Annotated in this window: 11 protein-coding genes; 8 read left to right on the top strand and 3 right to left on the bottom strand. The window is 54.3% G+C overall.

Annotation, left to right across the window (positions count from 1 at the left end; translation table 11 throughout):
• Positions 1 to 612: 612 nt before the first annotated feature.
• Positions 613 to 2,820 carry a DNA helicase II gene (uvrD, locus tag HMPREF2907_RS08905; RefSeq protein WP_070682282.1) on the bottom strand — a complete coding sequence of 736 codons (2,208 nt, stop codon included), beginning with the start codon at positions 2,818 to 2,820 and terminating at the stop codon, positions 613 to 615.
• Positions 2,821 to 3,005: 185 nt separating this feature from the next.
• On the opposite strand from uvrD, the gene pxpB reads away from it, so the two are divergent.
• The 5 genes from pxpB to HMPREF2907_RS08880 all read left to right on the top strand — a co-directional run bounded on the left by pxpB (position 3,006) and on the right by HMPREF2907_RS08880 (position 7,391).
• The gene (gene pxpB, locus HMPREF2907_RS08900; protein WP_070682279.1) at positions 3,006 to 3,653 is read left to right on the top strand and encodes a 5-oxoprolinase subunit PxpB; all 648 of its coding nucleotides are present in this window, start codon (positions 3,006 to 3,008) and stop codon (positions 3,651 to 3,653) included.
• The gene (locus HMPREF2907_RS08895; protein ID WP_070682276.1) at positions 3,650 to 4,579 is read left to right on the top strand and encodes a 5-oxoprolinase subunit C family protein; all 930 of its coding nucleotides are present in this window, start codon (positions 3,650 to 3,652) and stop codon (positions 4,577 to 4,579) included. Before pxpB ends, HMPREF2907_RS08895 begins: the two co-directional genes overlap by 4 nt.
• Positions 4,566 to 5,303, top strand: coding sequence for a 5-oxoprolinase subunit PxpA (gene pxpA / locus HMPREF2907_RS08890; protein ID WP_070682273.1), 738 nt, complete (start codon positions 4,566 to 4,568; stop codon positions 5,301 to 5,303). Before HMPREF2907_RS08895 ends, pxpA begins: the two co-directional genes overlap by 14 nt.
• Before the next feature lie 94 nt (positions 5,304 to 5,397).
• Positions 5,398 to 6,591 carry an NRAMP family divalent metal transporter gene (locus HMPREF2907_RS08885; protein WP_070682270.1) on the top strand — a complete coding sequence of 398 codons (1,194 nt, stop codon included), beginning with the start codon at positions 5,398 to 5,400 and terminating at the stop codon, positions 6,589 to 6,591.
• Positions 6,592 to 6,698: 107 nt separating this feature from the next.
• Positions 6,699 to 7,391 carry a YgjP family zinc-dependent metalloprotease gene (locus tag HMPREF2907_RS08880; protein ID WP_070682267.1) on the top strand — a complete coding sequence of 231 codons (693 nt, stop codon included), beginning with the start codon at positions 6,699 to 6,701 and terminating at the stop codon, positions 7,389 to 7,391.
• 235 nt (positions 7,392 to 7,626) lie between these two features.
• Here the strand turns inward: HMPREF2907_RS08880 and HMPREF2907_RS08875 are convergent, their stop codons facing one another.
• Entirely contained in the window at positions 7,627 to 8,685 is a 1,059-nt protein-coding gene (locus HMPREF2907_RS08875) for an AI-2E family transporter (protein WP_070682265.1), read from the bottom strand.
• Between the two features lie 255 nt (positions 8,686 to 8,940).
• Here HMPREF2907_RS08875 and HMPREF2907_RS08870 point away from each other — a divergent pair, with 255 nt between their 5' ends.
• The gene (locus HMPREF2907_RS08870) at positions 8,941 to 9,252 is read left to right on the top strand and encodes a late embryogeneis abundant protein (RefSeq protein WP_070682262.1); all 312 of its coding nucleotides are present in this window, start codon (positions 8,941 to 8,943) and stop codon (positions 9,250 to 9,252) included.
• Between the two features lie 150 nt (positions 9,253 to 9,402).
• On the opposite strand, the gene HMPREF2907_RS08865 is transcribed toward HMPREF2907_RS08870, so the two are convergent.
• Positions 9,403 to 10,635, bottom strand: coding sequence for a multidrug effflux MFS transporter (locus tag HMPREF2907_RS08865; protein ID WP_070682259.1), 1,233 nt, complete (start codon positions 10,633 to 10,635; stop codon positions 9,403 to 9,405).
• Positions 10,636 to 10,849: 214 nt separating this feature from the next.
• Between HMPREF2907_RS08865 and HMPREF2907_RS08860 the strand changes: the two genes are divergently transcribed.
• Both HMPREF2907_RS08860 and gmhB read left to right on the top strand, forming a co-directional pair.
• A complete protein-coding gene (locus tag HMPREF2907_RS08860) occupies positions 10,850 to 11,314 on the top strand; it encodes a DUF7832 domain-containing protein (RefSeq protein WP_070682256.1) in 465 nt (154 codons plus the stop codon).
• On the top strand, positions 11,311 to 11,889 hold the full coding sequence (gene gmhB, locus HMPREF2907_RS08855; protein ID WP_070682254.1) for a D-glycero-beta-D-manno-heptose 1,7-bisphosphate 7-phosphatase: 579 nt from the start codon (positions 11,311 to 11,313) through the stop codon (positions 11,887 to 11,889). The genes HMPREF2907_RS08860 and gmhB overlap by 4 nt, the downstream gene beginning before the upstream one ends.
• Positions 11,890 to 11,903 lie beyond the last annotated feature (14 nt).

Below are 11,903 nucleotides of genomic sequence, written 5' to 3'. Positions count from 1 at the left end.
GGATTCCCGCCTGCGCGGGAATGACGGCGGCAGATTAAACAATCGAACCCGGTGGCAAGACAGTATCGACCCCTGCCGCTCCGTAGCGTGGGCTTTGCCCGCAAAAGCCGTTTGAAAAACTATTGCACCAAAGGATAGCTATAAGATTGAAAGGATGATGACTGTTTTAAAGCAAAGGTCGTCTGAAAACAGATAGCCGGTTTCGCCAAAACGTTTTCAGACGACCTTTGGGGTAACAACTGTCTCTTAGTCAATTTCCCATAGATTTCTTGCTGGAAAAATCGACAATCTTATTCAACAAATCCAGCATCTTATCCGCTCCCGAATCATTGTCCGACTGCTTGTCTGCCGATGAATTGTCAGGCAGCAAGCCGTAGGTCGGATTCTTGAATCCGACATTTCCAACAGAGGTTTTCGGAAACGATAGATGCATCAAATGTTTTTGTCGGATACAAGTATCCGACCTACATCTCTATTTGCCCCGTGTGTGTACGTTGTAGCGTGGGCTTTGCCCACGATAATGGCTATTGAAGGAGGCCGTCTGAAATTTTGGGTTTGATTCGTGGGCAAAGCCCACGCTACGGGTTTCAGACGGCCTCTGCCATCTCCCTTCTACATCTCTTCCAATTTCGCAAACTTGGTATCCAGCTCTTTCACGCCCTGTTTGCCGAAGTTGATGGTCAGGCGGGCGGATTCGCCTTTGTCTACGGCATCGATGATGACGCCGGTGCCGAATTTGGCGTGGCGGACGTTTTGTCCGATGCGGAAGCCTGCGTAGGTTTGGGGCTGTTTGTAGTCGTCGATGATTTTGTCTTTTGGGGCGGCGGTTTGGCGCGGGCTGCCGTAGCTGTCGTAGGCGGTCTTTTTGACGGTCAGGTAGTGCAATACTTCGGGGGGGATTTCTTCGACGAAGCGGGAAACGATGCCGAATTGGGTTTGCCCGTGCAGCATGCGTTGTTGCGCCATGGTGATGTAAAGGCGTTTGCGGGCGCGGGTGATGGCGACGTACATGAGGCGGCGTTCTTCTTCGAGGCCGCCGCGCTCGGCGAGGGAGTATTCACTGGGGAAGCGGCCTTCTTCCATGCCGGTGAGGAAGACGGCGTTGAACTCTAAGCCTTTAGCGGCGTGGACGGTCATGAGCTGGACGGCTTTTTCGCCCGCGCCTGCTTGGTTCTCGCCGGATTCGAGGGCGGCGTTGCTGAGGAAGGCGAGAATGGGGAAGGCGGGGTCGTCTGAAATGTTGTCGGGCAGGATTTCGAAGTTGCTGTCTTCGGGTTTGAACTCGATGGCGGCGTTGACGAGTTCGTCGAGGTTGTCGAGGCGGTCTTGGTTGTCGCCTTTTTGGGTTTTGTAGTGTTCGGTCAGGCCGCTGTCTTTGAGGATGCCGACGATGATTTCGGACAGGGGCATTTGTCCGACTTGGTTGCGCAGGGCTTCAATGAGGCGGACGAAGGCAGCGACTTTGGCAGCTTTTGCGCCGGCGTTGCAGGCTGCCTGCCAGAGGGTGATGCCTTGTTCGGTTGAGGCCGTCTGAAGGTTTTCGATGGTGCGTGCGCCGATGCCGCGCGGCGGGAAGTTGATGACGCGTAAGAGGGCGTTGTCGTCGTCGGGATTGACGGCGAGGCGCAGGTAGGCGAGCGCGTGTTTGATTTCTTGGCGTTCGTAAAAGCGCAGGCCGCCGTAGATTTTGTAGGGGATGCCGCTGCGGAACAGGCTTTGTTCGATAACGCGGGATTGGGCGTTGCTGCGGTAGAGGACGGCGATTTCGTCCAAATCCCAGCCTTCGCGCTCGAGGGCTTTGGTTTCGTCAACGATGAATTGGGCTTCTTCGAGGTCGGTAAAGGCGGAGTAATAGCGGATTTTGTCGCCTGCTTCGGCGTCGGTGCGCAGGTTTTTGCCGAGGCGTTCGTCGTTGTTTTCGATAACGGCGTTGGCGGCGGCGAGGATGTTGCCGACGGAGCGGTAGTTTTGTTCGAGTTTGACGGGCGCGTCGATGTGGAACTCTTCCATCAGCGCGGTCATGTTGCCTACGTTCGCGCCGCGAAACCGGTATATGCTTTGGTCGTCGTCGCCGACGGCAAAGACTGCCGCGTTACCGCCCGCCATGAGTTTGAGCCAGGCGTATTGCAGTTTGTTGGTGTCTTGGAACTCATCAACGAGAATGTGGTTGAAGCGGTTTTGGTAATGCTGGCGCAGGATTTCGTTGCTTTGCAGCATTTCGTAACTGCGCAGCATGAGTTCGGCAAAATCAACCACACCTTCGCGTTGGCAGATTTTGTCGTATTCGGCGTAGCATTCGATCATGCGGCTTGTGTGCGGATCGGGCGCGCTCAACACAGAAGCGCGCAAACCGGATTCTTTTTGCGCGTTGATAAAGCCTTGCAGCGAACGCGGCGCGATGATTTCTTCGGCGATGTTGAGGCTTTTGAGCAGGCGTTTGATGAGGGAAAGCTGGTCGCCACTGTCGAGGATTTGAAAGGAGGACGGCAGGCCGGCATCGCGGTGGTGCAGCCGTAGAAAACGGTGGCAAAGACCGTGGAACGTGCCGAGCCACATGGCGCGGACGTTGATGGGAATCATCGCGCCGAGTCGGGTTTGCATTTCTTTGGCGGCTTTGTTGGTAAACGTTACCGCCATGATGCTGTGTACGCTGGCTTGTCCGCTTTGTAACAGCCAAGCGATACGCGTGGTCAGCACGCGCGTCTTGCCGCTGCCCGCGCCCGCCAGCACAAGGGCGGATTGCGGCGGCCAGGTTACGGCGGAGAGTTGTTCGGGGTTCAAGCCTTTCAGGAGGGCTGCGGAAGAGGACTCGGAAAACATAAATACCGCATGAAAAAAAGTAGGAATACGGTATTTTAATAGAAACGGTTTAAGGTCGTCTGAAAAAGTGCAGCGGCAGGGCAGCACTTTTCCAATCGACGGTTTGATGATGCGGCACAGAAGATATTGACAAACCGCCGCCCCTGCATATAGATTCATTAAAACATAACCAAAATGAACAACAAATGAGAATAGAGATCACACCAATCAGCGAATCCGCTTTGGTCTGCCGACTGAATGCACCTTCCGAACTGGGTAAACAGCAAAAGTTGTGGGCGTTTGCCGCTGCGCTCGAGCAGCACGACAGGATTGAGGAAGTGGTGGTCGGCATGAACAATCTGACCGTGTTCACCCGTTTCGATACCGATTTGGCGACGCTTGCCGATGAATTGCAATATGTTTGGGAACACACCGCCGTTACAGACCATCAGGGCAAACTGGTGGAAATTCCCGTCTGCTACGGCGGCGAATACGGCCTGGATTTGGCGGAAGTCGCTGCTTTCCATCAGACGGATATTTCCGAAATCGTCCGCCGCCATACGGCGCAAACCTATACCGTATTTATGATGGGCTTCCAGCCCGGTTTCCCTTATCTGGGCGGCTTGCCCGAAGCATTGCACACGCCCCGCCGTGCCGTGCCGAGAACGTCCGTTCCCGCGGGTTCGGTCGGTATCGGCGGCAGTCAGACCGGTGTGTATCCGTTCGCTTCGCCCGGCGGCTGGCAGATTATCGGCAGAACCGAATTACCCTTGTTCCGAGCCGATTTGAATCCGCCGACCCTGCTGGCGGCGGGCGACCAAGTCCGCTTTGTTGCAGAAAGGATTGAGCCATGATTCACGTTTCGGCAGTGCAGGCACCGGCGCATATTCAGGATACCGGACGCTACGGACACCGGCGTTACGGCATCGGTCATGCCGGTGCGATGGACACGGTTGCTTTGGCGGCGGGCAATATTTTATTGGGCAACGACGAAGGCACGACCGCAATCGAAATCGCTTTGGGCGGGATAATGCTGGTGTTTGAACGGGATACGCCGTTTTGTCTCACCGGTGCCGTGTATCAGGCGGAATTGGACGGCGAACCGGTCTATTCGTATTGGCGTTATACCGCCCGCAAAGGGCAGACCTTGAATCTGGTGCGTGCCGTGCAGGGCATGTACGGCTATGTGTGCGTGGCGGGCGGATTTGATGTGCCGGAAGTGATGGGTTCGAGAAGCACCGACCTGAAAGCCGGTTTCGGCGGCTATCAGGGCAGAATGCTGCAAAAAGGCGATTGTCTCCCCATCGGCAAAGGTGCGCAGGAATTGTCCAAAGTCGGCATCGCCCCGATACCGTTTACCGATACCGTCCACCTTGTTCCTTCGTCGGAATATGCCGCTTTCAGTGAAAAAGGGCGTCTGAATCTGGAACGGGAAACGTGGACGCTGCAAAGCGACAGCAACCGCATGGGCTACCGCTTCGACGGACAGCCGCTGACCCTGTCGCAACCTTTGGAAATGCTGTCCCACGCTGTTCAGGCAGGAACCGTGCAGGTGCCGCCCGGCGGCAAACCGATTATCCTGCTGGCCGATGCGCAAACCACCGGCGGTTATCCGAAAATCGCCACCGTTGCCGCCGCCGATTTGGGCAGGCTGGCACAGGTGCGTTTCGGCAGCAAAGTCAAATTCAAAATAATCGGCTTGAAAGAAGCCTCCGCCCTGCGGCGCAAGAACCAAGCCTATCTGAACCAAATACGGAGAATCGCCCATGAAGCAGGTTGATTTAAACGCCGATCTCGCCGAAGGCTGCGGCAGCGACGAAGCCCTGTTGCAGGTGATTACTTCGGCCAACATCGCCTGCGCCCAACACGCCGGCAGCATTGCCGATATTCGGTCGGCATTGGCGTATGCCCAACAAAACGGCGTACGCATCGGAGCACACCCCGGCTATCCCGATCGGGAAAACTTCGGCCGTACCGAAATGAATCTGTCCGAAGCCGATTTGCGGGCGTGTCTGAATTACCAGTTGGGCGCATTGCAGGCCTTGTGCCGTGATCAGGATTTGGAAATGGCTTATGTCAAACCGCACGGCGCAATGTACAACCAAGCGGCGAAAAACCGTGCGCTGGCGGATACCGTTGCCCGAATTGTGGCGGATTTCGACCCGAAATTGAAATTGATGGCACTTTCCGGCAGCCTGCTCTTGGAAGCCGGAAAAGCCGCAGGCTTGGGCGTGATTTCCGAAGTATTCGCCGACCGCCGCTATTTGCCCGACGGTACGCTGGTTCCCCGCAGCCGCCCCGATGCGCAGGTGGACAGCGACGAGGAAGCCATCGCCCAAGTATTGCAGATGTTGCGGGACGGGCAGGTCAAAGCAGTGGACGGCAGCCTGGTTGCCGTGCAAGCCGACAGCATCTGTCTGCACGGCGACGGGCCGCACGCCGTGGTGTTTGCCGAAAAAATCCGGCAGGAACTACTGGCGGCAGGCATCAAAGTTTCTGCTTGAAAAACAGTTCATAGGCGGTCTGAAAACCGCAGTCTGAAAACCGCAGGTTTCGCCCAAACACAGTAACAGCCAATTTTATAGAGAATAAGCGATTATGTCTGATCAAAAAAACCGCAGAAATGCCTTAATCGGCGCTGCATTCCTGATGGCGACTTCCGCCATCGGTCCGGGCTTTCTGACCCAAACCGCCACTTTCACCCAAGCACTGGGGGCAAGTTTCGGCTTTGTGATTCTGCTCTCGATTCTGCTCGACATCGGGGCGCAGCTCAATATTTGGCGGATTGTCGCCGCTTCCGAAAAACGGGCGCAGGATATTGCCAATCAGGTCTTGCCCGGAGCAGGCTATTTCTTGGCTGTGCTGATTGTGATGGGCGGTTTGGCATTCAATATCGGTAACGTCGGCGGCGCAGGCCTGGGGCTGAACCTGCTGACCGGACTGTCGCCGGAAACCGGTGCCGTGATCAGCGGCGTGATTGCCATCGGTGTGTTTCTGTTTAAAGAAGCAGGCAAAGTGATGGACAAATTCGCCCAAGTGATGGGTTTCGTAATGATTGCGCTGACGGTTTATGTGGCATGGCAGGCGAATCCGCCGCTGGCAGATGCCGCCGTGCATACCTTTATGCCGGAAGAACTCGATGCAATGGCGATTGTTACACTGGTGGGCGGCACGGTCGGCGGCTACATCACCTTCGCCGGTGCGCACCGTCTGCTGGACGCAGGCATCAAAGGCAAATCGGCGTTGCCGGAAGTGAGCCAAAGCTCGGTGCGGGCGATCCTGATTGCCTCGATTATGCGTATTGTATTGTTTTTGGCGGTTTTAGGCGTGGTCAGCCAAGGCGTACAGCTCAATCCCGACAACCCTGCTTCCACACCGTTTGAATATGCGGCGGGATACATCGGCCTGCTGATTTTCGGCGTGGTGATTTGGGCGGCTTCGATTACTTCGGTGATTGGTGCGGCTTATACTTCGGTGTCGTTCTTCTCCGGTCTCAGCCCGTCTATCGAACGCAATAAAAACAAATGGATTATTGCCTTTATCGCCGTGTCTACCGCCGTATTTTCCACTATCGGCAAACCGGCGCAGGTGCTGGTGTTCGTAGGCGCATTAAACGGCCTGATTTTACCGATTTCCCTCGGTCTGATTCTGATTGCCGCCTACAAAACCAAAATTATCGGCGACTACAAACACCCGCTGTGGCTCACTGTTTCCGGCGTGATAGTGGTCGGTTTGATGGCAGTACTCAGCGCCATCACCATCAGCAAATATATCAGCGGTTTGTTCGGCTGAACCTTGTAGCGCAGATGTTTGATTTTGTATATTATCCGAAGTTTGCCGCCTGATATGGAAAGTCCCTGTTTCAGACGATGTATCCGGTCTGAAACCTATTTACAACTATGAAACGCTTCACCTATCCTCTTTCCGACGGTTTGTGCATCGAAATCGAACTGAAACGCAGTGCCAAGAAAAATCTGATTCTTCGCCCCGTCAATACGCAAACGGTCAGCATCAACGTCCCACCCTTTTTTCAAGACCGCGCGTTGGCAAACTGGCTGGCGGCAAACGAAACGATATTGCGGAACACGCTTGCCAAAACGCCCGCACATCCCATTCCCCACCCAAATTTACCTGAGTGGATTTGGTATCGGGGAGTAAAGACTAAGCTGGATACTCACAGCCAAAACCATATCCGCATCACGTCGTCTGAAATCCTGCTTCCCCGAAAAGAAACCGCCGCACAAATCGACCACCTGCGCCGCCTGTTGAACGAACGCGCCCACGAATACCTGCTGCCCCGCCTTAAAAAACACGCAGCCGAAACGGGGCTGACGCCTGCCGCCACAGACCTGAGCAACGCTAAAACCTTTTGGGGCGTATGCCGCCCGCACACCGGCATCCGCCTCAATTGGCGGCTGATCGGCGCGCCCGAATACGTCGCCGACTATGTCTGCATCCACGAACTCTGCCACCTCCGCCACCCCGACCACAGTCCGCGCTTTTGGCATTTGGTGAACACCCTGACGCCGCATACCGACAATGCTAAAAGTTGGCTGAAGGCGCACGGGCAGGAATTGTTTGTGCTGAGGTGAAGGGTAACCTAGCGTGGGCTTCGCCCGCGAGAATCCGCCCTCTCCCGTCCGGCTGGAGAGAATTGGAGAGAGTGTGGCTCTTGCCCCTTATACCGTATATCCGCAAGCCACCCCCATCCTAACCTTCCCTCACCAGCCGTGGGAAGGGATCAGGTTGCCGTAGCTGAAAAAAGGTCGTCTGAAAAACCTATTTCGAGCTTTTCAGACGACCTTTCATCTATATTTCAAACACTATCTAAATCAGTTTCTGCTGCTTCAACTCATTCTTCAAATACGCATAATAAACCGGTGCGACGATGATGCCTCCGACGCCGAAAATCCGTTCGAACACGACCATCGCCACCAGTAGTTCCCATGCGCTCGATTCGATTTCTGAGCCGATGATTTTCGCGTTCAGAAAATATTCGAGCTTGTGGATGACGACCAGAAACACCAGCGAGGCGACCGCCACATATAAAGACGCGCCGAGGCTCAAGATGATAATGATGGTGTTGGAAATCAGGTTGCCCGCGACGGGAACCAGCCCGACGACGAAGGCCAGCACCAACACGGTCAGTTTAAACGGCAACTCAACGCCGAAAAGCGGCAGGATCAGATAGAGATACACGCCTGTCAGCGCGGTATTGATCAGCGAGATTTTGACCTGCGCCAGAAACACCCGCTCGAAGCTGGTTTCGAAGTTCACAATCCGATGCACTATTTCTGCTTTGAAGGGCGGCATTTTGCAGCGGTTTTTGCGCATATCGAGACGGTGGAAACTGAGCATTGCACCGATAATGATGCCGATAAGGATGTACACGAACGAGGTGAAGCTGTTTTTGCTGATGCGCGTCAGCGCGGCGCTGTATTCTTCAATCAATTTGACCGCGGAGGCTTTGATTTCGGCGGTATTGTTGGGCAGCATGTTCAAAACCGATTGAGGCAGGCTGCTGCTGTTTTTCGTGTCTTCCAAAATCGCCGCCAGCTTGGTCAGCATGACGGGGATGTGCCCGCCGTGAATCAGGTGGTAAATCCCTAAAGACATCAGGAGGATAACCGTCAATACGATACTTATGGTAAGGATGGTTGAAATCAAGTTGATATTGTGCGCGTTGAGCGATTTGTGCAGAAACGTACCGCGCGCAAGCATACGGCGGCGCATCCAAAGAATGAGGCCGTTGGTCTTGGTGATGAAGACGTAGGTCAGGATGACGGCAAGCAAAAGCGGCAAAAAGTGGAAATACAGCACCACAAACAGGGCAAGCCCCATCAAGATGTAGGATGCATTGCGAAAGCGGGAGTGTTTCAAAATCATTGAACGTAATACCATGAAATATATAAATTTAAATAATCAAGCTATGAGGTACGGCTAATAAAACAGGACAAAGGGGTTAACCCGCCTTTTGAAACTTTATTTCAATTTCGCTTGACCTGACTTCGGTTTACAAACAAACCGTTACAATAAAAATTCAATCGCACCAAACAGTTATGCGATTGTCTTTACGCAAATTGCCATTTGGCATTTGACGGAATTATTGTATCAGACAAATTTCCCGAAAGGATATTACATATGAAAACATTGTCTAAATTGACCTCCCTCGTTCTTGTTTCTGCCGGTCTGATCGCTGCTCCTGCGGCTATGGCCCAACCTGCTTCCGGCAAAGCCGCTAAAGCAGGACACGTTCACAAAAAAGCCAACAAAGCTAAAAAACAAGCCAACGAATTGAAACAAGACAAAGCCGCCGAAGCTGCAACACCTGCAGCCACTTCCGCTGATGCCGAAGTTAAAGCCATGGGCGAACAAGGTCAAACCGCAACCCAAACCGCACCTGCAGCAGGTCTGGAACAAGCTCCCGCCACCCAAACCCCAGCTGCCAAATAATCAGGATATAGTGGACTGAATTAAAAGAGGGATTTTTTCCCACGCACCGTTTTGACGGCTGTCGTCCTTTTTGAATTTAGGCCATTAAATGTCTACCGCAGGCAAAAGGTCGTCTGAAAAGATTTCAGACGACCTTTTGCCGTTCACGATTCACACATATTCGCTTTTATCGTTTTCCTTCCAAGCCTGATGGGAGCAGAGCCAGAGCAACACAATCCCGCACACCGTCGAAGCCAGCATCATGCCCGCCATCACTAAGGCAGAACCATTGTGCAGCCGCGTCGCCAACAGCCCCACGCTTGCGCCGATGATGGATTGGAACACGCCCAATACCGCGTTCGCACTGCCGCTTTCCTGCTTGAAATAAGCCATAAAGCAAGCCTGCGTGTTCGCGCCGACCAAGCCCTGCGTGCCTACCGAAAACATTACGCAAAGCACCAAAGCCCATATCGGCGGCAGTTCCAACGATACGACCAGCAACACCATCGTCAGGTTCGCCACGAACTGTACGATAATGCCCCATTTCAAAATACTTTGCGGGTGCGCCCCCGTTTTCAGCCGCCATGCCGTGATGCGGTTAAACGAAGCCATCGTGAGGATGTTCAGCGCAAACACCCAAGCGTATTGGCGCGGTGTAACATGGTACAGCTTTTGGTAAACAAAAGACGATTCCGTCAAAAATGCAAACATCGAGGCAAAGCTGAACGCTTGAAAAAACAGATAGCCCATCGCCGCCCGCGTCTTCAGCACTCTGGCGAACCTGCCCGCCACTAGTCCGAAAATGTCCATCCCGATTTTGCCCGTCTGCTTCGGACGCGGCAGGAAAGCAAACACCAAGATGAACAAAACAAACGAATACGCCGCCAAAAAACCGAAAATAAAACGCCAGCCACCCAATTCCTGCAACAGAGAGCCGAACATAGGCGCAATCAGCGGCACGACCATCAGGATAATGCCGATTAAGGCAAACATTTGCGCCGCCTGCCTGCCCGAATAATAATCGCGCACCATCGCTCCGACGATGACCACCGTCATCCCCGCGCCGAACGCCTGTACCGCGCGCAGGTTCAACAGCCCGTCCACCGACTGCACCATCGTCAGAGCGGCAACGGCCGCAAAATAAATGCTCAAACCGACCAAAGCCACCGGTTTGCGCCCCTTGATGTCCGAAACCGCACCGCCGGCAATCTGCCCGAACGCCACGCCGAACATAAACAAAACCAAACTCTGCTCAATGCGGTGTATATCCGCGCTCAGCGACTGCGCCATTTCCGGTATGGCGGGCAGGTAGGCATCGACCGAAAACGGCATCAGGGCAACCAACATCGCCATCAAAACCGCCATTTGCTTTTCGCCCAGCGGGGCGGGGGTGGATTCGGACATAAGGGACTTTCAGAATGTTCAAACGAAACAAACCGCCCTGACATATCCTAGGCGGTTGAAATAAAAAGAAGTATATCATGTTTTCATACCAAGCCGCAGCATACTCCCCCTATTAACAAAGAGGTCGTCTGAAAAACGTCCCGACAGATTTCAGACGACCTCTCCCGTTTTCCGTTACAATAAACACCCTCCGAATCACAGCACACGACCGTCCATGTACGACAACATCCGTTTCCACCTAGACGAAGAATATCCCGAAGGACTGCCGTCCGAAAACGCCGCCACGCATATGGGCATGTACTGGATATGGGCGGCGCAGACAGGACTGGCGAATCCCGTTTGGCAAACCGCCCCCGAAAGCGCGGAAGATTTCGCCAATATGCTCAAAGGTAGAACCAGCGGCCGCCGCTTCCTGCTCAAACACATGGACGGCGCGCTCACGCCCGACGACTTCACCGAACAAGGGCAGCAATTCACCTCCTACTATTACGACGATGAAGAAGACGGCTACGGCGCATTTCTAGAAGACTACGTCCGCACCCTCGACACCCCGTCGCTCGGCGGCTTCTACCACGTCCCCAACACCCCCGAAACCTACCACCGTCTCAAACCCGTCTTCCAGTCAGCGTTTGATCAATGGAAAAACAATTTGGCATCCCCTGTCGGAGAGCAACCGTGAAACTCATCATCCTCGACCGCGACGGTGTCGTCAACCAAGACCGCGACGACTTCGTCAAATCCGTAGACGAATGGATACCCATCGAAGGCAGCATGGACGCCATCGCCTTCCTGACGCAGGCAGGTTACAGGATAGCCGTCGCCACCAACCAATCCGGAATCGGACGCAAATACTTTACCGTTCAAGACCTGACCGAAATGCACGCCAAAATGCACCGCCTCGTCCGTCAGGCGGGCGGCGAAATCGACGGCATCTGGTTTTGCCCGCACACCGCCGCCGACAACTGCGACTGCCGCAAACCCAAGCCCGGCATGATTTTCGACATCCTCGAACGCTTCAAAGCCGACCCCGCCGAAACCTGGCTGGTCGGCGACAGCCTGCGCGACCTCCAAGCCATGCACGAAGCCGGCGGGAAAACCGCGCTCGTTCTGACCGGCAAAGGCAAGAAAACCCTGTCGCAACAGGAAAAAGAATTACCCGAAAACACCCAAATCTTCGAAAGCCTGCTCGCCTTCTCCCAATACATCATGCACGAAGCCGCACAAGACCGTGCAGACGGACAGGAAAAACCGTAAATACACGAAGTCGT

Origin of the sequence: Neisseria sp. HMSC055H02, assembly GCF_001813335.1 — a bacterium.
In the GTDB taxonomy this organism is placed as follows: Bacteria; Pseudomonadota; Gammaproteobacteria; order Burkholderiales; family Neisseriaceae; genus Neisseria; species Neisseria sicca_C.
Note: the sequence above shows the minus strand (reverse complement) of the source record. Positions and strands in the feature narration are given on the sequence as shown.